Source organism: Streptomyces sp. NPDC037290, from assembly GCF_055603245.1.
In genome coordinates this window covers 191,146-214,557 of sequence record NZ_JBVJVZ010000004.1, presented here as the reverse complement: position 1 = coordinate 214,557, position 23,412 = coordinate 191,146, and the positions used below count along the sequence as shown (strand labels likewise).

General features: G+C 71.3%; 25 protein-coding genes. 18 read left to right on the top strand and 7 right to left on the bottom strand.

The window, feature by feature from the left end; translation table 11 throughout:
* Positions 1-35: 35 nt before the first annotated feature.
* The gene (locus ACZ7HQ_RS15910) at positions 36-1,229 is read left to right on the top strand and encodes a phosphodiester glycosidase family protein (protein ID WP_470990673.1); all 1,194 of its coding nucleotides are present in this window, start codon (positions 36-38) and stop codon (positions 1,227-1,229) included.
* A gap of 1 nt (position 1,230) precedes the next feature.
* On the opposite strand, the gene ACZ7HQ_RS15905 is transcribed toward ACZ7HQ_RS15910, so the two are convergent.
* The 5 genes from ACZ7HQ_RS15905 to ACZ7HQ_RS15885 all read right to left on the bottom strand — a co-directional run bounded on the left by ACZ7HQ_RS15905 (position 1,231) and on the right by ACZ7HQ_RS15885 (position 5,465).
* A complete protein-coding gene (locus tag ACZ7HQ_RS15905) occupies positions 1,231-1,425 on the bottom strand; it encodes a hypothetical protein (protein ID WP_470989585.1) in 195 nt (64 codons plus the stop codon).
* 134 nt (positions 1,426-1,559) lie between these two features.
* Positions 1,560-2,642, bottom strand: a complete 1,083-nt coding sequence (locus ACZ7HQ_RS15900) for an acyl-CoA dehydrogenase family protein (RefSeq protein WP_470989583.1) — start codon at positions 2,640-2,642, stop codon at positions 1,560-1,562.
* A complete protein-coding gene (locus ACZ7HQ_RS15895; RefSeq protein WP_470989580.1) occupies positions 2,639-3,820 on the bottom strand; it encodes an acyl-CoA dehydrogenase family protein in 1,182 nt (393 codons plus the stop codon). Before ACZ7HQ_RS15895 ends, ACZ7HQ_RS15900 begins: the two co-directional genes overlap by 4 nt.
* Complete coding sequence (locus ACZ7HQ_RS15890; protein ID WP_470989578.1) at positions 3,817-4,782, bottom strand: NADPH:quinone oxidoreductase family protein; 966 nt, start codon at positions 4,780-4,782, stop codon at positions 3,817-3,819. Before ACZ7HQ_RS15890 ends, ACZ7HQ_RS15895 begins: the two co-directional genes overlap by 4 nt.
* Before the next feature lie 107 nt (positions 4,783-4,889).
* On the bottom strand, positions 4,890-5,465 hold the full coding sequence (locus ACZ7HQ_RS15885; protein WP_470989575.1) for a helix-turn-helix domain-containing protein: 576 nt from the start codon (positions 5,463-5,465) through the stop codon (positions 4,890-4,892).
* A gap of 76 nt (positions 5,466-5,541) precedes the next feature.
* On the opposite strand from ACZ7HQ_RS15885, the gene ACZ7HQ_RS15880 reads away from it, so the two are divergent.
* The 8 genes from ACZ7HQ_RS15880 (at position 5,542) to ACZ7HQ_RS15845 (ending at position 13,304) form a co-directional block, all read left to right on the top strand.
* Positions 5,542-6,471, top strand: a complete 930-nt coding sequence (locus ACZ7HQ_RS15880; protein WP_470989572.1) for an NAD(P)/FAD-dependent oxidoreductase — start codon at positions 5,542-5,544, stop codon at positions 6,469-6,471.
* A 64-nt stretch (positions 6,472-6,535) separates the two neighbouring features.
* Positions 6,536-8,074 (top strand): ATP-dependent DNA ligase, encoded by a 1,539-nt coding sequence (locus tag ACZ7HQ_RS15875; protein WP_470989570.1) that lies wholly within the window; start codon positions 6,536-6,538, stop codon positions 8,072-8,074.
* A complete protein-coding gene (locus ACZ7HQ_RS15870) occupies positions 8,071-8,544 on the top strand; it encodes an NUDIX hydrolase (RefSeq protein ID WP_470989568.1) in 474 nt (157 codons plus the stop codon). The genes ACZ7HQ_RS15875 and ACZ7HQ_RS15870 overlap by 4 nt, the downstream gene beginning before the upstream one ends.
* Before the next feature lie 76 nt (positions 8,545-8,620).
* The gene (locus tag ACZ7HQ_RS15865; RefSeq protein WP_470989565.1) at positions 8,621-10,006 is read left to right on the top strand and encodes an NADP-dependent succinic semialdehyde dehydrogenase; all 1,386 of its coding nucleotides are present in this window, start codon (positions 8,621-8,623) and stop codon (positions 10,004-10,006) included.
* Between the two features lie 25 nt (positions 10,007-10,031).
* A complete protein-coding gene (locus ACZ7HQ_RS15860) occupies positions 10,032-10,265 on the top strand; it encodes a DUF6213 family protein (protein ID WP_470989562.1) in 234 nt (77 codons plus the stop codon).
* Between the two features lie 230 nt (positions 10,266-10,495).
* Positions 10,496-11,560, top strand: coding sequence for a type III polyketide synthase (locus tag ACZ7HQ_RS15855; RefSeq protein ID WP_470989560.1), 1,065 nt, complete (start codon positions 10,496-10,498; stop codon positions 11,558-11,560).
* Positions 11,557-12,786 carry a cytochrome P450 gene (locus ACZ7HQ_RS15850; RefSeq protein WP_470989557.1) on the top strand — a complete coding sequence of 410 codons (1,230 nt, stop codon included), beginning with the start codon at positions 11,557-11,559 and terminating at the stop codon, positions 12,784-12,786. Before ACZ7HQ_RS15855 ends, ACZ7HQ_RS15850 begins: the two co-directional genes overlap by 4 nt.
* Complete coding sequence (locus ACZ7HQ_RS15845) at positions 12,783-13,304, top strand: cupin domain-containing protein (protein ID WP_470989554.1); 522 nt, start codon at positions 12,783-12,785, stop codon at positions 13,302-13,304. Before ACZ7HQ_RS15850 ends, ACZ7HQ_RS15845 begins: the two co-directional genes overlap by 4 nt.
* A gap of 16 nt (positions 13,305-13,320) precedes the next feature.
* Here ACZ7HQ_RS15845 and ACZ7HQ_RS15840 read toward each other — a convergent pair whose 3' ends face one another.
* On the bottom strand, positions 13,321-14,547 hold the full coding sequence (locus tag ACZ7HQ_RS15840) for an acyl-CoA dehydrogenase family protein (RefSeq protein ID WP_470989552.1): 1,227 nt from the start codon (positions 14,545-14,547) through the stop codon (positions 13,321-13,323).
* Between the two features lie 169 nt (positions 14,548-14,716).
* Between ACZ7HQ_RS15840 and ACZ7HQ_RS15835 the strand changes: the two genes are divergently transcribed.
* Positions 14,717-15,361 (top strand): TetR/AcrR family transcriptional regulator, encoded by a 645-nt coding sequence (locus tag ACZ7HQ_RS15835; RefSeq protein WP_470989549.1) that lies wholly within the window; start codon positions 14,717-14,719, stop codon positions 15,359-15,361.
* Between the two features lie 14 nt (positions 15,362-15,375).
* Here ACZ7HQ_RS15835 and def read toward each other — a convergent pair whose 3' ends face one another.
* Entirely contained in the window at positions 15,376-15,915 is a 540-nt protein-coding gene (def, locus tag ACZ7HQ_RS15830; protein ID WP_470989547.1) for a peptide deformylase, read from the bottom strand.
* 152 nt (positions 15,916-16,067) lie between these two features.
* Between def and ACZ7HQ_RS15825 the strand changes: the two genes are divergently transcribed.
* The 8 genes from ACZ7HQ_RS15825 (at position 16,068) to rocD (ending at position 23,328) form a co-directional block, all read left to right on the top strand.
* A complete protein-coding gene (locus ACZ7HQ_RS15825) occupies positions 16,068-17,306 on the top strand; it encodes a MurT ligase domain-containing protein (protein WP_470989544.1) in 1,239 nt (412 codons plus the stop codon).
* Between the two features lie 29 nt (positions 17,307-17,335).
* Positions 17,336-18,064 carry a type 1 glutamine amidotransferase gene (locus ACZ7HQ_RS15820; protein WP_470989541.1) on the top strand — a complete coding sequence of 243 codons (729 nt, stop codon included), beginning with the start codon at positions 17,336-17,338 and terminating at the stop codon, positions 18,062-18,064.
* A 223-nt stretch (positions 18,065-18,287) separates the two neighbouring features.
* Positions 18,288-19,313 carry a 6-phosphofructokinase gene (locus tag ACZ7HQ_RS15815; protein ID WP_470989538.1) on the top strand — a complete coding sequence of 342 codons (1,026 nt, stop codon included), beginning with the start codon at positions 18,288-18,290 and terminating at the stop codon, positions 19,311-19,313.
* 102 nt (positions 19,314-19,415) lie between these two features.
* Positions 19,416-20,366, top strand: coding sequence for a cytochrome c oxidase assembly protein (locus ACZ7HQ_RS15810; protein ID WP_470989534.1), 951 nt, complete (start codon positions 19,416-19,418; stop codon positions 20,364-20,366).
* Positions 20,367-20,437: 71 nt separating this feature from the next.
* Positions 20,438-20,605, top strand: a complete 168-nt coding sequence (locus ACZ7HQ_RS15805) for a hypothetical protein (RefSeq protein ID WP_107093214.1) — start codon at positions 20,438-20,440, stop codon at positions 20,603-20,605.
* A 54-nt stretch (positions 20,606-20,659) separates the two neighbouring features.
* A complete protein-coding gene (locus tag ACZ7HQ_RS15800; RefSeq protein ID WP_470989529.1) occupies positions 20,660-21,145 on the top strand; it encodes an Lrp/AsnC family transcriptional regulator in 486 nt (161 codons plus the stop codon).
* A gap of 153 nt (positions 21,146-21,298) precedes the next feature.
* A complete protein-coding gene (gene ddaH / locus ACZ7HQ_RS15795) occupies positions 21,299-22,108 on the top strand; it encodes a dimethylargininase (RefSeq protein ID WP_470989526.1) in 810 nt (269 codons plus the stop codon).
* Positions 22,108-23,328 (top strand): ornithine--oxo-acid transaminase, encoded by a 1,221-nt coding sequence (gene rocD, locus ACZ7HQ_RS15790; RefSeq protein ID WP_470989523.1) that lies wholly within the window; start codon positions 22,108-22,110, stop codon positions 23,326-23,328. The genes ddaH and rocD overlap by 1 nt, the downstream gene beginning before the upstream one ends.
* Positions 23,329-23,412: the final 84 nt, after the last annotated feature.

Below are 23,412 nucleotides of genomic sequence, written 5' to 3'. Positions count from 1 at the left end.
CACTATGCGCTTAGCAATCGAACCACTCTTTCTCTCTGCTCCCCCCCCCCTCTGCTGCCCCGCCCCCCCCCCCCTCTCCCGCTCCCCCCCCCCCCGGTGCCGCCCCGGCGGGCAAGCGGATCGCACCGGGCGTCACCTACCGGCAGTTCGACATCGACGCGGCCGCGGGCCCGACACACGCCCATCTGCTCACCGTCGACCTGGCCGATCCGCACGTCCGCGTGGGCCTGCTGCACCCGGGCGCGGTGGCGGCCCGGGCCACCGTCTCGGGGATGGCCGACTCTGCCGGGGCCGTCGCGGGGGTCAACGGTGACTTCTTCAACATCTCCGAGACGCAGCATCCGGGCGTCGAGGTCACCGGTGCGAGCGTCGGACCGGCGATCGCGGACGGGCAGGTGCTCAAGGCGGCGGTGCCGGACGGGCAGCGGTTCGGGCCCACGCTGCCGCCGGGCACGAGCACGCGGGACGTCTTCGGCGTGGGCACCGACCGGCGGGCCCGGCTGGACCACCTCTCCCTCGTCGGCCGCGTCGCCACGCCGGAGGGCACGTTCAGGCTGAAGGGCCTCAACCAGTACGCGCTCGCGGAGAACTCCGTCGGCGCCTTCACCTCACGGTGGGGCAGCGCCTCGCGGATGCGCGCCGTGTGCGGCACCGACACGCAGCGGTCGGCGCCGTGCAGCACCGACACCTACGAGGTGAAGGTCCAGGGCGGCCGGGTGGTCTCCGCCTCCGACACCCCGGGCAGCGGCACCATCCCGGCGGACAGCACCGTCCTGGTGGGCCGCGAGGAGGGGGCACAGCGGCTGCGCAAGCTCTCCGTCGGTGACGCGGTGACCGTGACGCACGGCCTGGTGGCGGCCTCGTCGGGGGTGCCGTACGCGTTCGCGATCGGCGGGTTCCCCGTCCTGCGGGACGGCGAGGCGCTGTCCGGCCTGGACGACGTCACCTCGGCGGTGCGCACGGTCGTGGGCTTCAGGAGCGGCGGACGGCAGCTGTTGATCCTGGCGCTGGACGGGGCCGCCGCCTACCGGACCGGTATGACGGTCGCCGAGGAGGCCGGCACCATGCGCTCGCTGGGCGCGTCCGACGCGTTCAACCTCGACGGCGGCGGCTCGACGGAGCTGGTCACCCGTGACGACGGGGCGAGCGCCGTGACGGTCCGCAACCATCCGAGCAGTGGTGCCGAGCGCCCCGTCGCGAACGGTATCGGCGTCTTCTCCACCCCCTGATTCAGGGCCGCAGGCTGCTCACCAGCTCGGCGGTCGTGGTGAGCCCGCTGTTGATGGTGGGCGCCATGTTCGTGCCGGCCAGGAAGAACCCGAGCAGCATGCAGACCAGGGCGTGGGAGACCTTCAAGGCGCCGTTGCGCATGAAGATCACGGCAATGATCAGAAGCAGCAGCACCACAGAGATGGAAACGGCCATCACGAACCTCCTCCGCCACGCCCCTTGAGCGGCGTTCGGCCGCAAGTGTGGCGTAGCGGAGGGTTCGTCCGGGCGGCTGACGTGTCCCCCAAACGTGTGGTGTCAGGCGTGGGGCGGCTCTTGCACGTACCGCGTCAGGGTGCCTGGAGGTCGACCAGTCCGGCCAGCGCCTCCCGATGAGCTCCCGCCGTGCCGTAGGCGATGGAGTCCGCCTTGGCCCGCTTGAGGTACAGGTGGATCGGGTGTTCCCAGGTCATGCCGATCCCGCCGTGCAGTTGCAGCGCCTCCTCGCTGGCGTGGACGGCGACGGGTGCCGCGTACGCCTGCGCGACGGCGACCGACACGTCGGTGTCCTCGCCACGGGCCAGCGCGTCGGCGGCCGCGCGAGCGGCGGCCCGGAGGCTGACGACCTCCAGCCAGAGCTGGGCGAGCCGGTGCTTGAGCGCCTGGAAGCCGCCGACCGGCCGGTTGAACTGCTTGCGCTCCTTGAGGTAACGGACCGTCTCGGTCAACGCCCAGTCGGCCACGCCGAGTTGCTCGGAGGCGAGCAGTCCGGCGGCGGTGCGCAGAGCCCGTCGTACGGCGGGTTCCGCATCGCCGACGCGGCGGCCGGGGGCGTTCTCCAGCCGTACCGCCGCCAGCGGCCGGGTCAGGTCGAGGGAGACCTGCGGGGTGACCGTGACCGCGCCGGCGGGGACGGCGTACAGTCCGCCGTCGTCGGCCGGGACGAGCAGGACATCGGCCACGGCGGCGTCCGCGATGCCGGTCAGCTCGCCGTGCAGGGTGCCGTTCTCGCGCCGTACGGTCTGCAGTGCGGCACCCGGGCCCGTGTGCAGCCCGGCCGCGAGGGCGCCGATGGTGCGTCCGGAGGCCAGCTGCCCCAGCAGTTCGTCGTCACCGCAGGCCAGCAGGGCCTCGGTGGCCACCACCGCGCTGGTGAGATAGGGCACGGGTGCGACGGCACGCCCCAGCTCCTCCAGTACGACGGCGACTTCGCGGGCGGAAGCACCCTGGCCCCCCTGCTCCTCGGGCACCAGGAGACCGGCCAGGCCCATGCCCTCGGCGAGGGACTTCCACAGGGCGAGGTCGTGCGGGGTGTCCGACTCGACGCGGGCGATGACGTCCGCCGCCGCGCAGTGGTCCGTGAGGAGATCGCGGACGGCGGCCCGCAGCGCCTCTTCCTCCTCCGAGTACAGCAGGTCCGGCTCTGTTCTCATCGGGCGAGGTCCTTCCATGCGACGTCCTTGTCGGTGCGCGGTTCGGCGGGCAGACCGAGGACCCGCTCGGCGACGATGTTCAGCAGGACCTCGGTGGTCCCGCCCTCGATGCTGTTGCCCTTGGAGCGCAGGTAGCGGTAGCCGGCGTCGCGGCCGGTGAAGTCGACCAGCTCGGGGCGGCGCATGGTCCAGTCGTCGTACAGCAGGCCCTCCTCGCCCCGGAGTTCGACCTCCAGGCCGCTGATCTCCTGGTTGAGGCGGGCGAAGGCGAGCTTCATGCCGGCGCCTTCGGGGCCGGGCTGGCCGGCGACGAGTTGCTGGCGCAGGCGCTCGGCGGTGAGGCGCGAGACCTCGGCCTCGACCCACAGTTTCAGCAGCCGCTGGTGCAGTTCGTGGGTGCGCAGTTCCGGGCGTTCGCGCCAGGTCTTCGCGACCGGGCCGATCATGCCGCCCTCGCGCGGGAGCCGCATACCGCCGATGGCCACGCGCTCGTTGTTGAGCGTGGTCTGGGCGACCCGCCAGCCGTCGCCGATCCCGCCGAGGCGGCAGGAGTCGGGGATGCGGACGTCGGTGAGGAAGACCTCGTTGAACTCGGCCTCGCCGGTGATCTGGCGCAGCGGCCGGACGTCGACGCCGGGGTCGGTCATGTCACAGAGGAAGTAGGTAATGCCGGCGTGCTTGGGCACGCCCGGGTCGGTGCGGGCGATGAGGATGGCCCAGCGGGCGTTGTGGGCGCCGGACGTCCAGACCTTCTGCCCGTTGACCACCCAGTCGTCGCCTTCCCGCACGGCCCGGGTGCCGAGTGCGGCGAGGTCGGAGCCTGCACCGGGCTCACTGAACAGCTGGCACCAGACCTCCTCCCCCGTCCACAGCGGCCGCAGATAGCGCTGCTTCTGCTCGTCCGTGCCGTACTTCAGGATGGTCGGCGCGGCCATGCCGAGCCCGATGCCGTTGCGGCGCGCGTCGTTGTCGGGGGCGCCCGCGGCCTCCAGTTCGGCGTCCACGACGGCCTGGAGGGCGCGCGGTGCGCCCAGTCCGCCGAGGCCCTCCGGGTAGTGCACCCAGGCGAGACCGGCGTCGAAGCGGGCCCGGAGGAAGTCCAGGCGGTCGGTGCTCGCGGGTGGATGCGCGGCCAGCAACTCCCGTGTGCGGCGGCGCAGTTCTTCGGCGTCGGTCATGCTGCTTCCTCCCTCACCACGGCGATCCGGCCGGTGGAGCGGCCGTCCGCCACCTTCTGCACGGCCACGGCGGCCTCGGCGAGCGGCACCCGCTCGCTCACCAGCGGCCTGATCGCGCCCCGGGCGGCCAGTTCGGTCAGTTCCTCGTGGCAGCGCAGGACGAGCTTCGGGTTCTTGGTGTTGTACAGGCCCCAGTGGAGGCCGAGGATCGAGTAGTTCTTCACCAGGGCGTGGTTGAGGGCCGGGCTCGGGATCGTGCCGCCGGCGAAGCCGACGACGACGATCCGGCCCTCGAAGGCGACGAGCTTGGCGGACTGGGCGTAGGCCTCTCCGCCGACCGGGTCGTAGATCACGTCGGCGCCCCGGCCGCCGGTGGCCTCCTTCACGGCCGCGACCACGTCCTCGGAGCGGCGGTCCACGACCACGTCACAGCCCAGTTCGCGGGCCACGGCGGCCTTGTCCGCGCCGCCGACGACACCGATCACGGTGGCGCCGGCCGCCTTGCCGAGCTGTACGGCGGCGCTGCCGACGCCGCCGGCGGCCGCGTGCACGAGCAGGGTCTCCCCCGCTTCCAGACGCGCGCGGCGGTGCAGGCCGAACCAGCCTGTCTGGTAGCCGATGTGCAGGGCGGCGGCCTCCGCGTCGTCGAGCGACTCGGGGGCGGGCAGCAGGGCGCGGGCGTCGGCGAGGGCGTACTCGGCGAAACCGCCGTGCGGCAGCACCGGGTTGGCGATCACGCGGCGGCCGTCCTTGGTCTCGCCGCAGATCTCCACGCCGGGCGTGAACGGCAGTGGCGGACGCACCTGGTACTGGCCCCGGCACAGCAGCGCGTCCGGGAAGTTGACGTTGGCGGCGCGCACGCGCAGCAGCACCTGGCCGTCACCGGGCGTGGGGGGCTCCACCTCGGCCAGGCGCATCACCTCGCTCGGCTCGCCGTTCTCGTGCACTTGCCATGCCTGCATGCGGTGCCTCCACGGGACTGCTTCGTCTGACCGGGTCCGACGGCATACTAAGCGGTCGCTTGCCGATCAGGGAACAGCCGGCCGGGTTCCTGCGCGCGTCGCGTGGGTCACGCCCGGGACGTCGGCCGCGCCCGTACGTGCATCCGCTCGCCCTGCGGCCCGAAGAGACTGAGGAACTCCACCGGTCCCTCCCCCGTCGACCCGAACCAGTGCGGCACGCGCGTGTCGAACTCGGCCGCCTCCCCCGCCGAGAGCACCACGTCGTGTTCGCCGAGGACCAGCCGCAGCCGGCCGGAGAGGACGTACAGCCACTCGTAGCCCTCATGGGTGCGCGGATCCGGCTCCTGCCGGCGCTGCGGTTCCAGCACCTTGAAGGCCTGGAGGCCGCCGGGCTGGCGGGTCAGCGGCCAGTGGGTGCGCCCACCCCGCACGATCGGCTCGGAGCGCACCCTCGGGTCCCGGACCGGCGGCGCGCCGACCAGTTCGTCCAGCGGCACCTGATGGGCCTGGGCGATCGGCAGCAGCAGTTCGAGGCTGGGCCTGCGCAGGCCGGACTCCAGGCGGGAGAGGGTGCTGACGGAGATGCCGGTGGCCTCGGACAGCGCGGCCAGGGTCACCTCCCGCTCCTTGCGGATGCGCCGCAGCCTCGGGCCCACCCCCGCGAGAACGTCGTCGGTACTCATGCCGGTATTGCAGTTTCGGCAAACACGTTTGTCAATGCCGCAGCGACGGGGCGACGGTCGTGCCGGAGGTGGTCACATGACCGAGAAGTACGACGTGGTCGTCGCCGGAGGCGGCGCCGCCGGGCTGTCCGCCGCACTGGTCCTCGGCCGGGCCCGGCGCCGCACGCTGGTGGTCGACGCGGGCGAGCCGCGCAACGCCTCGTCCGCGCACCTGCAGGGCTATCTGTCCCGCGACGGCATGTCACCGGCCGAGTTCCTGGCGATCGGGCGCGAGGAGATCGCCCGCTATGGCGTGGAGCTGGTCCGGGACCGGATCGTGGACGCGGGCAGGGACGGCGCGCACTTCACGGCACAGCTGGCGGGCGGCCGGGCGGTACGGGCCCGGCAGCTGGTGATTGCCACGGGCCTGAGGGACGAGTTGCCGCAGGTCCCCGGGCTGGCCGAGCGGTTCGGCCGGGACGTGGTGCACTGCCCGTACTGCCACGGCTGGGAGGTCCGCGACCTGCCGACCGGGGTGCTCGGGACCTCACCGCTGAGCGTGCACCAGGCGCTGATGGTGACCCAGTGGTCGAAGGACGTGCGGTTCTTCCTGCACGAGGTGGGCGAGTCGGAGCTGACCGAGGACGACCTGCGCCGGCTGGCCGCCGCCGGGGTCACGGTGGTGCCGGGGAAGGTGGCGGGACTCGTCGTCGTCCGCGACCGGCTCACCGGGGTCCGGCTCGCGGACGGCACGGTCCACGACCGCAAGGTGCTGTACGCCGCCCCGCGCGCCGTCCCGAACAACGACCTGCTGCTGAAGCTGGGGGCCGAGCTGCGGGAGACGCCGTTCGGTGCCTACCCGGTGATCGACGAGCGGGGCCTGACGACCGTGCCCGGGTTGTGGGCGGCGGGCAACGCGAGCGGCTTCGCCGAGCAGGTGATCAACGCGGCGAGCCGGGGGTACCGGGCGGGAGCGGCGATCAACGGGGAGCTCCTGTTCGCCGGCCTTGACGGCGGCGCACGCTGAAGAGACACGGCCCCACGGAGCAAAGCCCTACGCGTTCAGCGGAACGGTGGTGCACCCTGATGGCATGCTGCTGACCCGGCTCGCCCACGTGTCCCGGGAGGTCGCCGCGACGGCGGCCCGGTCCCGCAAGACGGCACTGCTCGCCGAGTTGTTCCGGGAGGCGGAGGCGGACGACGTGCCGATCGTCATCCCGTACCTCGCCGGACGGCTGCCCCAGGGCAGGCTCGGCGTCGGCTGGAAGGTGCTGAGCCGCCCGGTGCCGCCGGCCGCCGAGCCCACCCTCACGGTCCGGGAGGTCGACGCGCTGCTCGGCGAGCTGGGCAAGGTGTCCGGTCCGGGTTCGCAGGCGGAGCGGACCCGGCTCGTCGGTGAGCTGATGGGCGCCGCCACCGAGGAGGAGCAGCGTTTCCTGCTCGGTCTGCTCACCGGCGAGGTACGGCAGGGCGCCCTGGACGCGGTCGCGGTGGAGGGGCTCGCCCAGGCGACCGGCGGCGACCCGGCCGCCGTGCGGCGGGCGGTGATGCTCGCCGGGTCGCTGCAGACGGTCGCCCAGGCCCTGCTCGCCGAGGGGCCCGACGCTTTGGACCGCTTCCGGCTCACGGTGGGCCGGCCCGTGCTGCCGATGCTGGCGCACAGCGCCTCCTCGGTCGCCGAGGCGGTCCAGAAGCTCGGCGCCTGCGCGGTCGAGGAGAAGCTGGACGGCATCCGGGTGCAGGTCCACCGGGACGGCGGCCTGGTCCGGGTGCACACCCGCACCCTGGACGACATCACCGACCGGCTCCCCGAAGTGACCGCGGCGGCACTGGAGTTGAGGGGTGAGCGGTTCATCCTGGACGGCGAGGTGATCTCCTTCGACGCGGCCGGGCGGCCCCGGTCCTTCCAGGAGACGGCGGGCCGGGTCGGATCCCGCACGGACGTGGCGAAGGCGGCCGGGGAGGTCCCGGTCGCCCCCGTCTTCTTCGACGCCCTGTCGGTCGACGGCACCGACCTGCTGGATCTGCCCTTCGCCGAGCGGCACGCGGAGCTGGCCCGGCTGGTGCCCGAGCCGATGCGGGTGCGCCGGACGGTCGCCTCCGGGCCGGAGGACATCGCGGCGGCGGAACGGTTCCTCGCCGACACCCTGACCCGTGGTCACGAGGGTGTGGTGGTCAAGGCGCTGGACGCGCCCTACAGCGCCGGCCGGCGCGGCGCCGCCTGGCTGAAGGTCAAGCCCGTGCACACCCTCGACCTGGTCGTGCTGGCCGCCGAGTGGGGGCACGGCCGCCGCACGGGCAGGCTCTCCAACCTCCACCTGGGGGCCCGCAGCCCCGACGGCGGCTTCGCGATGCTCGGCAAGACCTTCAAGGGCATGACCGACGCGATGCTCGCCTGGCAGACCGAGCGGCTCCAGCAGCTGGCGGTCGAGGACGACGGCTGGGTGGTCCGGGTCCGCCCCGAACTCGTCGTGGAGATCGCCTACGACGGTCTGCAGCGCTCCACCCGCTACCCCGCCGGCGTCACCCTCCGCTTCGCCCGCGTGGTCCGCTACCGCGAGGACAAGCGCCCCGAGGAGGCCGACACGGTGGAGGCCCTGCTGGCGGCCCACCCGGAGGTCACGCCGTGACGGCGCGCGCGACGAGGCGCAGCGCGGGACTGCTGTTGTTCCGGCACACCGGTGAGGGGCTTGAGGTGTTGCTCGGCCATATGGGAGGCCCGCTCTGGGCGAAGAAGGACGCGGGCGCATGGACCGTGCCCAAGGGCGAGTACGAACCGCGGGAGCCCGCCTGGGACGCGGCCCGGCGGGAGTTCCAGGAGGAACTGGGGCTGGCGCCGCCCGACGGGACGGCCCTACCGCTGGGCGAGGTCGCGCAGAGGAACGGCAAGATCGTGACCGCGTGGGCCGTGGAGGCCGACCCCGACCTGACCGGCTTCAGCCCCGGCACCTTCACCATGGAGTGGCCGCCGAGGTCCGGCCGGGTGCGCGAGTTCCCTGAGCTGGACCGCGTGGAGTGGCTCGGCCTGGACCGCGCCCGTGAGCTGATCATCACGGCGCAGGCCGCGTTTCTGGACCGACTGGCGGAGCACTCGGGCTGAACAGGGGCCTTTCGCGTTGCGCCGCGCCCTGCCGCGCGCGAAGGTCGAAGCAAGCCCGCTCCCAGGGAGGTCAGCCATGCCCATCGCGACGGTGAACCCGGCGAACGGCGAGACGCTCAAGACGTACGAGCCCATGGGCGAGGAGGAGCTGGAACGCCGGCTCCAGCTCGCCGAGGCCACGTTCCGCACGTACCGGACGACCTCCTTCGTCGACCGCGGCCGGCTGCTGCTGCGGGCCGCCGATCTGCTGGACGAGGACCGGCGGGAGATCGGCCGGGTGATGACCACGGAGATGGGCAAGCCGATCAAACAGGCCTGGGCGGAGGCCGCGAAGTGCGCCAAGGCGATGCGCTGGTACGCCGAGCACGCCGAGCGGCTGCTCGCCGACGAGGAGCCCGCCGAGGCGGACGTGGCGGACTCCGGCGCGTCACGGGTACGGGTGCGCTACCGGCCGCTCGGCCCGGTGCTCGCGGTGATGCCGTGGAACTTCCCGCTGTGGCAGGTGATCCGGTTCGCCGCGCCCGCGCTGATGGCGGGCAACGTGGGCCTGCTCAAGCACGCCTCCAACGTCCCCCAGACGGCCCTGTATCTGGAGGACCTGTTCCACCGGGCGGGCTTCACGGAGGGCTGTTTCCAGACGCTGCTGATCGGCTCGGGCGCGGTGGACGACATCCTGCGCGACGAACGGGTGAAGGCGGCGACGCTGACGGGCAGCGAGCCCGCGGGCCGGGCGGTGGCCTCCACCGCCGGCGAGATGATCAAGAAGACGGTGCTGGAGCTGGGTGGCAGCGACCCGTACGTCGTCATGCCCTCCGCCGACCTGGACCGGGCGGCTGAGGTGGCGGTGACCGCGCGCGTGCAGAACAACGGGCAGTCCTGCATCGCCGCCAAGCGGTTCATCGTGCACACCGACGTCTACGACGCCTTCGCCGAGAGGTTCGTCGCCGGGATGAAGGCGCTCAGGATCGGCGATCCGCTGGACGAGGACACCGAGGTGGGGCCGCTCTCCAGCGAGCAGGGGCGCAGCGATCTGGAGGAACTGGTCGACGACGCGAAGCGCAGTGGGGCCGAGGTGCTGTGCGGCGGGGAGCGGCCGGACGGGCCCGGCTGGTACTACCCGCCGACCGTGCTGGCCGGGATCACCCGGGAGATGCGCATCCACCGGGAGGAGGCGTTCGGGCCGGTGGCCACGCTGTACCGGGCCGACGACGTGGACGAGGCGCTGCTCATCGCCAACGACTCGTTCTTCGGGCTGAGTTCCAACGTCTGGACGCGGGACGAGGGCGAGGCGGAGCGGTTCGCCCGTGACCTGGAGGCCGGTTCCGTGTTCGTCAACGGGATGACCGCCTCCCATCCGGCGTTCCCGTTCGGCGGGGTCAAGCGGTCCGGGTTCGGGCGTGAGCTGTCCGGGCACGGAATCCGCGAGTTCTGCAACATCACCACGGTTTGGCAGGGTGCGTGAGCGCTGCGCGGCTAGCATCCGTTTTGTGAACGGCGAAGTGACTCTGCCTCTGATTGTGGACGACCGTGGGGCCCTGCAGGTGGCTGCGGCCGACGTGAGTAAGCTGCTGCGGACCGTGGGGGCTCGGTGGCTGCATCTGGTCGAGGGCGGGGAGCCGCGGCTGGACGAGGACACGGTGGCGGCCTTGACCATTGAGCTGGCCAAGCTGGCGGACCGTATCGACGTGGCCTGCATCGCGCACAGCAGCGGGGCGCCGTAGGCCGCGTGCCTTGAGTCGGCGCCGCACCGCTTCATAACAGTGATCATGGATTTTCCCCTCGTACGGCGGCGGAATTCGCCCTTCGGGCCCGACCCGGGGTCCCCGATTCGGAGTAACCCAACGCGAGATCATCGGCCTCCTGGGTGACGGTGGGTGTAGCACCCACAGAGGTGAACCACCTTCTGGCCGGTGGGCGAAGGCCCTCCGAAATCGGAAAGCAGGGACGGTTCATGGCGACTTTGTGCAGACCCTCGGTGTCGGTCCCGGAGCACGTGATCACGATGGAGGAGACGCTGGAGCTGGCGCGCTCCCGCCACTCGGACCACCCTCAACTGCCACTCGCGCTGCGGCTCATCGAGAACACCGGTGTCAAGACCCGGCACATCGTGCAGCCCATCGAGGAGACCCTGAAGCACCCGGGTTTCGAGGAGCGCAACAAGCTCTACGAGGCCGAGGCCAAGGCCCGGGTCCCCGCGGTGATCCAGCAGGCGCTGGACGACGCGGAGCTGCTCACCAGCGACATCGACGTGATCATCTACGTGTCGTGCACGGGCTTCATGATGCCCTCGCTCACGGCGTGGCTGATCAACGAGATGGACTTCGGCTCCACCACCCGTCAGATCCCCATAGCCCAGCTGGGCTGCGCGGCCGGCGGGGCGGCGATCAACCGGGCGCACGACTTCTGCTCGGCGTACCCGAACGCCAACGCGCTCATCGTGGCCTGCGAGTTCTGCTCGCTGTGCTACCAGCCCACCGACCTCGGCGTCGGCTCGCTGCTCTCCAACGGTCTGTTCGGCGACGGCATCGCCGCCGCCGTGGTGCGCGGCAAAGGCGGCACGGGCGTCCGTCTGGAGCGCAACGGCTCCTACCTGATCCCGAAGACGGAGGATTGGATCGCGTACGACGTCCGGGCCACCGGCTTCCACTTCCTGCTGGACAAGCGGGTGCCCACGACCATGGAGCCGCTCGCCCCCGCGCTGAAGGACCTGGCAGGGCTGCACGGCTGGGACGCGTCCGACCTGGACTTCTACATCATCCACGCGGGCGGGCCCCGCATACTCGACGACCTCAGCAGGTTCCTGGAGGTCGAGCCGCACGCGTTCCGGTTCAGCCGGGCGACGCTGACCGAGTACGGCAACATAGCCAGCGCCGTCGTCCTGGACGCGCTGCGCCGGCTGTTCGACGAGGGCGGCGCCGAGGACCGGGCGCGTGGTCTGCTCGCCGGGTTCGGCCCCGGTATCACGGCCGAGATGACGGTCGGCCGCTGGGTCGGCTCGGACGGCGACCGGCGATGACCGAGGAGACGACGCTCTCCGAGGCGCTGCCCCCGATCCGGCAGTGGCCCGCGATCGACCTGGCCGGGACGGACTTCGATCCGGTGCTGAGCGAGCTGATACGCGAGGGCCCGGTCACCCGCATCCAGCTGCCGAACGGCGATGGCTGGGCGTGGCTGGTGACCCGGCACGACGACGTGCGCGCGGTGACCAACGATCCGCGCTTCAGCCGCGAGGCGGTCATGGAGAGGAAGGTCACCCGGCTCGCCCCGCACTTCGTCCCGGACCGCGGCGCGGTCGGTTTCCTCGACCCGCCCGATCACACCCGGCTGCGTCGCGCGGTGGCCGCGGCGTTCACCGCGAAGGGCGTGGAGCGGGTGCGCGAGAAGGCGCGTGCCGTGCTGGAGGAACTGGTCGACGAACTGCTCCAGGACGGCCCGCCCGCCGACCTCACCGCCGCGGTCCTCAGCCCGTTCCCCATCGCGGTGATCTGCGAGCTGATGGGCGTCCCGCCGGCCGACCGGCACACCATGCACGCCTGGACCCAGCTCATCCTGTCCTCCTCGCACGGCAAGGAGGTCAGCGAGCGGGCCAAGCGGGAGATGGGCGCCTACTTCTCCGACCTCATCGCCCTGCGCGAGAACAGCACGGCCGAGGACGTCAGTTCACTGCTCGGCGCCGCGCTGGGCCGGGGCGAGGTCACGCTGGAGGAGGCCGTCGGTCTCGCCGTCCTCCTCCAGATCGGCGGCGAGGCGGTCACCAACAACAGCGGGCAGATGTTCTATCTGCTGCTGACCCGCCCCGACCTGCTGGAGAGGCTGCGCACGGAGCCGGGGATCCGGCCGCGGGCCATCGACGAGCTCCTGCGCTACATCCCGCACCGCAACGCGGTCGGTCTGTCCCGGATCGCCATGGAGGACCTGGAGATCCGAGGTCACCGCATACGCGCGGGCGACACGGTCTACGTCTCCTACCTGGCCGCCAACCGCGACCCGGAGGTCTTCCCCGACCCGGAGACCATCGACTTCTCCCGCAGCCCGAATGCGCATGTGTCGTTCGGTTTCGGCCCGCACTACTGCCCGGGCGGCCAACTCGCCCGGCTGGAGGAGGAACTGCTGGTGGATGCCCTGCTGGACCGGGTTCCGGGCCTGAAGCTGGCGGTCGCGCCGGATCAGGTGCCCTTCAGGAAGGGCGCGCTGATCCGGGGGCCCGAGGTCCTGCCGGTGACCTGGGTGAGTGACCCATGACGGAGACCGAGGGACTGCTCGTGCCGCCGGGCCACGGCCGCGTCGTCGCGACACCGGCCCAGCGTGTGACGTTCAAGGTCACCGGCACGCACTCGCGCATGGCCTCCACCTTCGAGGTGGAGGTCCCGCCGGGATTCGACGTGGGCGCCCATGTGCACACGCGCAGCGAGGAGTTGTTCTACGTCCTCGAGGGCGAGCTGGACGTGCTCGCCTTCGAGCCGCGCATCCGCACCCCCGACAACTGGCAGAAGTGGGAGTCGAGTTCGGGCAGCCGGGTGGTCCGGGCGACCCCGGGCACGGTGATCGTCGTACCCCCGGGGTGCCCGCACGCGTTCGCGAATCCGACGGACACCCCGGCGAAGATGTTCTTCCAGGCCTCTCCTCCGCCGGATCACGAGCGCTACTTCGAGGAGCTGCTGGAGATCCTGGGGAGCGGCGGTCCGCCGGACCAGGAGGCGATCGAGGCCTTGAGAGCCAAGTACGACATCGAGCAGCTCACACCTCTGAGGCACCGGTGAGCGGCTCCCCGGGGCGCTACCGGATCGGCATCCCGGAAAGGGTCCGCGCGATGACGAGCCGCTGGATCTCGCTCGTCCCCTCGAAGATCGTGTAGATCGCGCTGTCCCGGTGCATCCGCTCGACCGGGTACTCACGGGTGTACCCGTTACCGCCCAGGATCTGGATCGCCTGGGCGGTCACCTTCTTCGCCGTCTCGCTGGCGAAGAGCTTGGACATGGAGCCCTCGGCCGCGGTGAACGGCTTGCCGTTGACCGCCATCCAGGACGCACGCCAGACCAGCAGCCGGGCGGCGTCGATCTGCGTCCGCATGTCCGCCAGCTGGAAGGCGACGCCCTGGTTGTCGACGATCGGCCGGCCGAACTGCTCGCGGGTCATGGCGTAGTCGAGGGCGACCTCGTACGCGGCCCGGGCGGTGCCGACCGCCATGGCGCCGACCGCCGGCCGGGACGCCTCGAACGTGGCCATCGCCGCGTTCTTGACACGCTCGCCACCCTTCGCGGCCCTCTCCCGCGCCCGGGCCAGCCGCTCGTCCAGCTTCTCCTTGCCACCCAGCAGGCAGGACCCGGGGACGCGGACGTTGTCGAGGATGACCTCGGCGGTGTGCGAGGCGCGGATGCCGTGCTTCTTGAACTTCTGGCCCTGGGCCAGGCCCGGCGTGCCCGGCGGGACGATGAAGGAGGCGTGGCCCTTGGAGCCCAGCTCCGGGTCGACGCTCGCGACGACGACGTGGACGTTCGCGATGCCGCCGTTGGTCGCCCAGGTCTTCGTGCCGTTGATCACCCACTCGTCCTTCGCCTCGTCGTACACGGCACGCGTGCGCAGGGAGGCCACGTCGGAACCGGCGTCGGGCTCGGAGGAGCAGAACGCGGCGACCTTGACGTCGTTCTGGTCGCCGTACATCTGCGGGATCCAGGTGCCGATCTGTTCCTCGGTGCCGTTGGCGAGAACGCCCACCGCGGCGAGGCCGGTGCCCACAATGGACAGGGCGATGCCCGCATCGCCCCAGAACAGCTCCTCCATGGCCATCGGGATGCCGAGGCCGGTGGGGTCGAAGTACTGCTGCGCGTAGAAGTCGAGGGAGTAGATGCCGACCTTCGCGGCCTCCTGGATGACCGGCCAGGGAGTCTCCTCGCGCTCGTCCCACTCGGCGGCCGCGGGGCGGATCACGTCGGCGGCGAAGCCATGGAGCCAGTCCCGGACTTCCTTCTGTTCGTCGTTCAGCTCCATGGTGAACTCGGCCATGTCCCCTCCAGCGGCGGCGGTGCGATGTTACTAGCGGTAACCCGAGTCTGTTACCGGCGGGTAGGAAAAGTCAACCGCCGATGACGCCCGGCATCCCGTTCGATGTCAGGGGCACAGTCAGTGTTAGTTTGCGCAGGCGTCACCGAATCAGCACGGGTGGGGAGAGCACATGGACACCACACAGCGGACCGATCAGCAGCGGTCCGCCGACCGCCGACGGCGCGAGCTGCTGGAGGCCGCCGACCGGGTGGTGCTGCGCGACGGCCCGCAGGCGTCGATGAACGCGATCGCGGCGGAGGCGGGCATCACGAAGCCGATCCTCTATCGCCACTTCGGCGACAAGGGCGGCCTTTACGCGGCTTTGGCCAAGCGCCACACGGATGCGCTCCTCGATTCGCTGCGGGCGGCGCTGGACGCTCCCGCCGACCGGCGTGAGCGCGTCGAGGCCACGCTGGACACCTACCTCGCGGCGATCGAGGCAAGGCCTCAGGTCTACCGGTTCCTGATGCACCCGGCGGAGGGGAGCCAGGGGGGCGACCAGGGCTTCGACGTCGGCAAGCACTCGGCTCCGCTGCTCCGGCGGATGGGCGAGGAGCTGGCCCAGGTCATCGAGGAGCGGGTGGATCTGGGGCCGGGCAGTCAGCAGCTCGCCCGGGTGTGGGGGCACGGGATCGTCGGGATGATGCATGCCGCGGGTGACTGGTGGCTGGGTGAACGCCCTTGCAGCCGAGCCGAGTTGGTGCGGTCCCTGGCGGACTTGCTGTGGGGTCGCCTCGCGGCCGCGGGAGACAGGATGGGCGGCCCGGGGTTCTGACCGCCGGTGTCCCCTCACCGGCGCCATGCGGCTCGGGAGATCTGTTTCAGCAGCCTCCGCTTGCGCCAACCCGCCAGGTGATCCGCGTACACCCGGCCCTCCAGGTGGTCGCACTCGTGCTGCAGGCACCGGGCGAAGAAACCCGTGCCGTGGATCGTGACCGGCTCCCCCGTCACCGTGAACCCCTCGACCACCGCATGGTCGTAGCGCTCCGTCCCCGCCTCCAGGCCCGGCAGGGACAGACAGCCCTCCGGCCCCCGGACGACGACCCCGTCCGCCTCCACCAACCGCGCGTTCACCACATGCCCGAGGTGGCGCACATCATCGTCATCCGGACAGTCGTACACAAAGACCCGCAAAGGCACACCTATCTGGTTCGCCGCCAGGCCCACCCCCTGCGCCGCGTACATGGTCGCGAACAAGTCCTCCACGAGATCGGCCAATTCGGGGCCGAAGTCGGTGACCTCCGCGCAGGGCTCGCCGAGAGCGGTGTCTCCGAGCAGGGAAAGAGGCCGGACGCGCCCGTGGGCGCCCGGGATCGTGCCGTGTCGCATAGCGGCAAGGGTACGGTTCCTTCAGCTCATGCCCGCCGCACAGGCGTGGGCCGGGATTCGGGTGTGCGAATGGATCTCGATAGGCTTCAGGTCCACACCACGTTGCCGGATGGCCCCAGGCGCGGCGCGTACGCAAGGAGGATCGAGAACTGATGGCAGGGAACTCGGACCCGCTCTCGCCGCGGGCCAAGCTGGCCGTGACCGCGGGCAAGGCGGTTGCTGCGGCATCGCGCGCCGCTGGGCGCGGCAGCGGGTCGGTGATCGGTGGCCGGGTCGCGCTGAGACTCGACCCCGACCTGCTCGCCCGGCTCGCCCAGAACCTGGACGTCGTCCTGGTGTCCGCGACCAACGGCAAGACCACGACCACCCGGCTGATCGCCGAGGCGCTGCGCGCCGCGGGACCGGTCGTGTCGAACGCGCTCGGCGCCAACATGCCGGCCGGTATCACCTCCGCGCTCGCGGGCGGCTCGGACGCGAAGTTCGGTGTCATCGAGGTCGACGAGAAGTATCTGGCCGGTGTGGCGCGGGACACGGATCCCAAGTGCATCGCCCTGCTCAACCTCTCCCGCGACCAGCTCGACCGGGCCGCCGAGACCCGGATGCTCGCCGAGAACTGGCGCGAGGGCCTGGCCGGGACCAAGGCCGTCGTGGTCGCCAACTGCGACGACCCGCTGGTGGTGTGGGCCGCGTCCTCCTCCCCCAATGTGATGTGGGTCGCGGCCGGGCAGATGTGGCAGGAGGACGCCTGGTCCTGCCCGTCGTGCGGTGGCGTGATGCAGCGTCCCGGGGACGACTGGTTCTGCGGCGAGTGCGGGTTCCGGCGGCCCACGCCGACGTGGGCGCTGCACGGTGATCACGTGCTGGATCCGCACGGGTCCGCCTGGCCGATCCATCTGCAGCTGCCGGGCCGCGCCAACAAGGCGAACGCGGCCAGCTCCGCCGCCGTCGCGGCCGTCTTCGGGGTGCCGCCGCAGGTCGCCCTGGAGCGGATGTACCAGGTGCAGGCGGTGGCCGGGCGCTATGACGTCGTGCAGTTCCAGAACCGTGATCTGCGGCTGCTGCTGGCCAAGAACCCGGCCGGCTGGCTGGAGACCTTCTCCCTGATCGACCCGCCGCCCACCCCGGTGATCCTGTCCGTGAACGCCCGCGGAGCCGACGGCACCGACACCTCCTGGCTGTGGGACGTCGACTACACCCGGCTGACCGGCCACCCGATCTTCGTCATCGGCGACCGGAAGCTGGACCTCGCTGTCCGCCTGGAGGTCGCGAACCAGCACTTCCAGGTCTGCGAGGACCTCGACCAGGCCGTGCAGATGTGCCCGCCGGGCCGTATCGAGGTCATCGCGAACTACACCGCGTTCCAGGACCTGCGCCGCCGCGTCGGCAACTGATCTTCTGATCCTCGAAGGGCGATCACCTCATGAGCGACAACCAACTGCGGCTGGTGTGGATCTACCCGGACCTGCTGAGCACCTACGGCGACCAGGGCAACGCCCTCGTCGTCGAGCGCCGGGCGCGGCAGCGCGGCCTCGACGTGGCGCGCCTCGACGTGCGCAGCGACCAGCCGATCCCGACCTCCGGCGACATCTACCTGATCGGCGGTGGCGAGGACCGTCCGCAGCGGCTCGCGGCCGAGCGGCTGCGCCGTGACGGGCATCTGCAGCGTGCGGTGGAGAACGGCGCGATCGTCTTCTCCGTGTGCGCCGGCTACCAGATCCTCGGCCACGAGTTCGTCAACGACCTCGGCCAGCGCGAGCCGGGCCTCGGCCTGCTCGACGTGGTCTCCGTGCGCGGCGAGGGCGAGCGGTGCGTCGGTGACGTGCTCGGCGACATCGACCCGCAGCTCGGGCTGCCGCAGCTGACCGGCTTCGAGAACCACCAGGGTGTCACCCACATCGGGCCGACCGCCCGGCCCTTCGCCCGCGTGAAGGTCGGCAACGGCAACGGCACCGGGGACGGCACGGAAGGCGCGTACAACGGGACCGTCTTCGGTACGTACATGCACGGCCCGGTCCTCGCCCGCAACCCGCAGATCGCCGACCTGCTGCTGAAGCTGGCGCTCGACGTCAACGCGCTGCCGCCGGTCGACGACCGCTGGTACGAGGCGCTCCGCAACGAGCGGATCTCGGCGGCGCAGCAGCCCGCGTGAGAACCGCGCACCCGCCCGCGTGAGCGCCGCTCCAGCGGGAGTTCAGCGTGGTCCGGCAGCCTCGTAGTGGGCCCGCCTGACAGGCCGTCCGCTCACATGTGCGGGCGCGTCCAGCAGGCGGACGCCCGCTACGGAGCCACCCCCTCACGCCGGTAGGGTGGCCGGGAATCCGCCGGACAACGTGGTCCGGTTACCCGGCCCACGTTGAGAAGGTATTCGGGCTATGCGCATTGGTGTCCTCACGTCCGGCGGCGACTGCCCCGGCCTGAACGCCGTCATCCGGTCCGTCGTGCACCGTGCCGTCGCCGACCACGGCGACGAGGTCATCGGTTTCCGGGACGGCTGGAAAGGCCTCCTGGAGTGCGACTACCTCAAGCTCGACCTCGACGCCGTGGGCGGCATCCTGGCACGGGGCGGCACCATCCTCGGCTCGTCCCGGGTCCAGCCCTCGCACCTGCGGGACGGCGTGGAGCGGGCGAAGGGCCATGTCGGGGAGCTCGGCCTGGACGCGATCATCCCGATCGGCGGCGAGGGCACGCTGAAGGCGGCCCGGCTGATGTACGACAGCGGGCTGCCGATCGTCGGCGTGCCGAAGACCATCGACAACGACATCGCCGTCACGGACGTCACCTTCGGCTTCGACACGGCCGTGGGCGTGGCGACGGAGGCGCTGGACCGGCTGAAGACCACGGCCGAGTCCCACCAGCGGGTGCTGGTCGTGGAGGTCATGGGCCGGCACACCGGCTGGATCGCGCTGCACTCCGGTATGGCGGCCGGCGCCCACGCCATCGTCGTCCCTGAACGGCCCTTCGACATCGACGAGTTGACCGCGAAGGTCGGCGCGCGGTTCGGCGCGGGCAAGCGGTTCGCGATCGTGGTCGCGGCGGAGGGGGCCAAGCCGAAGGCCGGCACGATGGACTTCGACGAGGGCGGCAAGGACATCTACGGCCACGAGCGCTTCGCCGGGATCGCCCGGCAGCTGTCGGTCGAGCTGGAGCAGCGGCTCGGCAAGGAGGCCCGCCCGGTGATCCTGGGTCATGTGCAGCGCGGTGGCACGCCGACGGCGTACGACCGGGTGCTGGCGACCCGTTTCGGCTGGCACGCGGTGGAGGCCGTGCACCGGGGTGAGTTCGGCCGGATGACCGCCCTGCGCGGGACCGACATCGTGATGGTGCCGCTGGCGGAGGCCGTGGAGACACTGAAGACGGTGCCCACCGGGCGGTACGACGAGGCGGAGTGCGTCCTGTAGTTCACCCGGGAACAACCCGCCCCCGGTCACGGTCGTGACCGGGGGCGGTTCTACTCTTGGGGCGGACAACTCGCACAACCCCCACGAATCAGGAGCCGCCGGATGGATCACAGCGGGCACGGCATGATGATGGATCTGCCGCCGTTCACGCTGGGGCGGGGGCTCCAGTGGTCGGCGGACCCGTTCTTCCTCGTGGCCTGCCTGCTCGGGCTGGGTCTGTACGGCTGGGGTGTCGTGCGGCTGCGGCGGCGCGGGGACGCGTGGCCCGTCGGCCGTACCGTGGCGTACGTCGTCGGTGTCCTCACCATCGCCCTGGTGATGTGCACCAAGCTGAATGGCTACGGCATGGTCATGTTCAGCGTGCACATGGTGCAGCACATGATCATCAGCATGCTGTCGCCGATCCTGATCCTGCTCGGTGCGCCGGTGACGCTGGCGTTGCGCGCGCTGCCGGCGGCCGGGCGGGGCCGCAAGGGACCGCGCGAGCTGCTGCTGGCGCTGCTGCACAGCCGGTACATGCGGGTCATCACCCACCCTGCGTTCACGATCCCGCTGTTCATCGCGAGCCTGTACGCGCTGTACTTCACCCCGATCTTCGACTCCCTGATGGGGTCCAGGGCCGGCCACATCGCGATGATGGTGCACTTCCTCGCCGTCGGGGTCGTCTTCTTCTGGCCGATCATCGGCGTGGATCCCGGTCCGCACCGGCCGGGGCATCTGATGCGGATGCTGGAGCTGTTCGCCGGCATGCCGTTCCACGCCTTCTTCGGCATCGCGCTGATGATGGCGTCGACGCCGATGGTGGAGACCTTCAGGAACCCGCCGGCCTCGCTCGGCATCGACGCGCTCTCCGACCAGAACGCGGCCGGCGGCATCGCCTGGGCGTTCAGCGAGATCCCGTCCGTGCTGGTGCTGATCGCGCTGCTGTTCCAGTGGTACGGCTCCGAGCAGCGGCAGGCCAGGCGCAAGGACCGGGCGGCCGACCGGGACGGCGACAAGGAGCTGGAGGCGTACAACGCCTATCTGGCCTCGCTGAACGCCCGTAAGAGCTGAGCCGGAGGCCTGCCGTCCGGGCGGGACTCGGGGCACCATGGTCGAGGACGGACCATGAGGAGGGTGTCGCGATGCCCGGTTCCACGAACGGTTCCACCAAGGCGATGGGGGCTCTCACGGTCGGCGGTCTCGTCGTCGTGACGGCCTACACGGTCGCGCTCGGCAGCAACGGCTGGCTGTGGTTCGGCTGGGTGGTGCTGGGTCTGCTGACGCTCGCCATGGTCGTCACCCAGTCCTGAGGCCTCACCCAGTCCTGAGGCGTCCCGCCCGGCGGGGCTGACTACAGTGCCCGCATGAACAGCAGGACGCCCTCGTTCGACGAGCTCGACCGCAAGATCATCACCGCGCTGATGGCGAACGCCCGGACCAGCTTCGCCGAGATCGGAGCGGGCATCGGGCTGTCCGCGACGGCGGTCAAGCGGCGCGTGGACCGCCTCCGGGACACCGGGGTGATCACCGGGTTCACGGCGACGGTGAAGCCCTCGGCGCTCGGCTGGCGCACCGAGGCGTACGTCGAGGTGTACTGCGAGGGCGCGGCCCCGCCCCGGCGGCTCGCGGAGGTCGTGCGCAACCATCCGGAGATCACGGCGGCGATGACGGTGACCGGCGGCGCCGACGCCCTGCTGCACGTGCGGGCACGGGACGTGGAGCACTTCGAGGAGGTGCTGGAGCGGATCCGCGTCGAGCCGTTCATCCGGAAGACGATCAGCGTGATGGTGCTGTCCCACCTCCTCCCGGAAAGCCCGGAAGCGGGGGCCACGCACGCGGCACCGGAGTGACGGGATCCATGCGCAGGAGTAGTGCGTGTACCCCTGGAAGAACGCAACGATGCTGCGCATCTACGCAGCTTTTGTTTCTTGTCGCGCGTCGGCTCCGCTTTCTACCGTGGGTGTCACCCCCCAGTGACACACCGCAAGCGGAGGAAACCCTCTGTGTCCGAAAGCCGTGTACAGCGCCCTCGGCGCTTTCTCGTCTGTGAACCCAGACATTTTGCCGTGCAGTACGCGATCAACCCGTGGATGCACCCCGACAAGCCCGTCGACGTGGACCTCGCCCGGGAACAGTGGCAGACGCTGATCCGCGCCTACCGCGCCCACGGGCACACCGTCGAGTCGGTCGAGCCGGTCCCCGGACTGCCCGACATGGTCTTCGCGGCCAACGCGGCGTTCGTGGTCGGCGGCCGGGTCTTCGGCTCGCTGTTCCACGCGCCGGAGCGGCGCCCGGAGTCGCTGCACTACGACACCTGGTTCAAGGCGGCGGGCTACGACGTGTACCGCCCCGAGTCGGTGTCCGAGGGCGAGGGCGACCTCGTGTGGACGGGCCGGTACGTGCTCGCCGGCACCGGTTTCCGCACCACGCGCGAGGCGCACCGCGAGGCGCAGGAGTTCCTCGGCCACCCGGTGATCGGCCTGACCCTGGTGGACCCGTACTTCTACCACCTGGACACGGCGCTGTTCGTCCTCGACGACGACAACATCTGCTACTACCCGGAGGCGTTCTCGGCGGGCAGCCGCGAGGTGCTGCGCCGGCTGTACCCGCACGCGGTGCTCGCCACCCGCGAGGACGCGATGGCGTTCGGCCTGAACTCCGTGTCCGACGGCCACAACGTCTTCATCGCGCCCCGGGCCGAGGCACTCGCCGACCGCCTCGCCGACCACGGTTACGTCCCCGTCCCCGTCGACCTGTCCGAGTTCCACAAGGCCGGCGGCGGCATCAAGTGCTGCACCCAGGAGATCCGCTGATGACCGCACCCGCGCGCACCCGTACGTCCGCCGACCTGATCGAGGCCGAGGGGCCGGTCCTGGCGCACAACTACCACCCGCTGCCCGTGGTGGTGGCCCGGGCCGAGGGCACCTGGGTGGAGGACGTCGAGGGCAACCGCTACCTGGACATGCTCGCCGGATACTCGGCGCTCAACTTCGGCCACCGGCACCCCGCGCTGATCGAGGCCGCGCACCGCCAGCTCGACCAGCTGACGCTGACCTCCCGCGCCTTCCACAACGACCGGCTCGCGGAGTTCGCCGAGCGGCTCACGAAGCTGACCGGCCTGGACATGGTGCTGCCGATGAACACCGGCGCCGAGGCGGTGGAGAGCGGCATCAAGGTGGCCCGCAAGTGGGCGTACGACGTCAAGGGCGTCCCGGCCGACCGGGCGACGATCGTGGTCGCGGCCGACAACTTCCACGGCCGTACGACGACCATCGTCAGCTTCTCCACCGACGAGACGGCCCGTACGGGCTTCGGGCCGTTCACGCCCGGCTTCCGGATCGTGCCGTACAACGACCTGGCCGCTCTGGAGGAGGCCGTCGACGAGACCACGGCGGCGGTGCTGATCGAGCCCATCCAGGGCGAGGCGGGCGTGCTCATCCCGGACGACGGCTATCTGGCGGGGGTGCGGGAGCTGACCCGCCGCAAGGGCTGCCTGTTCATCGCGGACGAGATCCAGTCGGGCCTGGGCCGTACGGGCCGTACCCTCGCCGTCGACCACGAGGACGTCGTCCCGGACGTGCTGCTGCTGGGAAAGGCGCTCGGCGGCGGGATCGTACCGGTGTCGGCGGTGGTGGCCCGGCGCGAGGTGCTGGGGGTGCTGCACCCCGGCGAGCACGGCTCGACCTTCGGCGGCAACCCGCTCGCCGCCGCGGTCGGCACGGCCGTGGTCGAGCTGCTGGAGACCGGCGAGTTCCAGCGGCGCGCCGCCGAGCTCGGCGTGGTCCTGCGGGACGGGCTGACCGAGCTGGTCGGCAGCGGCGTGCTCGGCTTCCGGTCGCGCGGGCTGTGGGCGGGCGTCGACGTCGATCCGGCGCTCGGCACCGGCCGGGAGGTCAGCGAACGGCTGATGCGGGAAGGAATCCTGGTGAAGGACACCCACGGTTCCACGATCCGGCTGGCGCCCCCGCTGACCATCACGGAAGAGGACCTGCGTGCCGCGCTGGCGGCGCTGGAGAAGGTGCTGGGTTCCTGAGCTCGGTGGGGGGTGGCCGCAGGCCGCCCCCCACACGTTTCCCCCCACCCGGTGTCCGACGGGTGAGGATGGGGACAGGAGGTG

Coding starts and splice junctions, on each gene's coding strand:
- ACZ7HQ_RS15905 (WP_470989585.1), bottom strand. CDS start 1,425: ATGGCCGTTTCCATCTCTGTGGTGCTGCTGCTTCTGATCATTGCCGTG.
- ACZ7HQ_RS15900 (WP_470989583.1), bottom strand. CDS start 2,642: ATGAGAACAGAGCCGGACCTGCTGTACTCGGAGGAGGAAGAGGCGCTG.
- ACZ7HQ_RS15895 (WP_470989580.1), bottom strand. CDS start 3,820: ATGACCGACGCCGAAGAACTGCGCCGCCGCACACGGGAGTTGCTGGCC.
- ACZ7HQ_RS15890 (WP_470989578.1), bottom strand. CDS start 4,782: ATGCAGGCATGGCAAGTGCACGAGAACGGCGAGCCGAGCGAGGTGATG.
- ACZ7HQ_RS15885 (WP_470989575.1), bottom strand. CDS start 5,465: ATGAGTACCGACGACGTTCTCGCGGGGGTGGGCCCGAGGCTGCGGCGC.
- ACZ7HQ_RS15880 (WP_470989572.1), top strand. CDS start 5,542: ATGACCGAGAAGTACGACGTGGTCGTCGCCGGAGGCGGCGCCGCCGGG.
- ACZ7HQ_RS15875 (WP_470989570.1), top strand. CDS start 6,536: ATGCTGCTGACCCGGCTCGCCCACGTGTCCCGGGAGGTCGCCGCGACG.
- ACZ7HQ_RS15865 (WP_470989565.1), top strand. CDS start 8,621: ATGCCCATCGCGACGGTGAACCCGGCGAACGGCGAGACGCTCAAGACG.
- ACZ7HQ_RS15855 (WP_470989560.1), top strand. CDS start 10,496: ATGGCGACTTTGTGCAGACCCTCGGTGTCGGTCCCGGAGCACGTGATC.
- ACZ7HQ_RS15850 (WP_470989557.1), top strand. CDS start 11,557: ATGACCGAGGAGACGACGCTCTCCGAGGCGCTGCCCCCGATCCGGCAG.
- ACZ7HQ_RS15845 (WP_470989554.1), top strand. CDS start 12,783: ATGACGGAGACCGAGGGACTGCTCGTGCCGCCGGGCCACGGCCGCGTC.
- ACZ7HQ_RS15840 (WP_470989552.1), bottom strand. CDS start 14,547: ATGGCCGAGTTCACCATGGAGCTGAACGACGAACAGAAGGAAGTCCGG.
- ACZ7HQ_RS15835 (WP_470989549.1), top strand. CDS start 14,717: ATGGACACCACACAGCGGACCGATCAGCAGCGGTCCGCCGACCGCCGA.
- def (WP_470989547.1), bottom strand. CDS start 15,915: ATGCGACACGGCACGATCCCGGGCGCCCACGGGCGCGTCCGGCCTCTT.
- ACZ7HQ_RS15825 (WP_470989544.1), top strand. CDS start 16,068: ATGGCAGGGAACTCGGACCCGCTCTCGCCGCGGGCCAAGCTGGCCGTG.
- ACZ7HQ_RS15820 (WP_470989541.1), top strand. CDS start 17,336: ATGAGCGACAACCAACTGCGGCTGGTGTGGATCTACCCGGACCTGCTG.
- ACZ7HQ_RS15815 (WP_470989538.1), top strand. CDS start 18,288: ATGCGCATTGGTGTCCTCACGTCCGGCGGCGACTGCCCCGGCCTGAAC.
- ACZ7HQ_RS15810 (WP_470989534.1), top strand. CDS start 19,416: ATGGATCACAGCGGGCACGGCATGATGATGGATCTGCCGCCGTTCACG.
- ACZ7HQ_RS15805 (WP_107093214.1), top strand. CDS start 20,438: ATGCCCGGTTCCACGAACGGTTCCACCAAGGCGATGGGGGCTCTCACG.
- ACZ7HQ_RS15800 (WP_470989529.1), top strand. CDS start 20,660: ATGAACAGCAGGACGCCCTCGTTCGACGAGCTCGACCGCAAGATCATC.
- rocD (WP_470989523.1), top strand. CDS start 22,108: ATGACCGCACCCGCGCGCACCCGTACGTCCGCCGACCTGATCGAGGCC.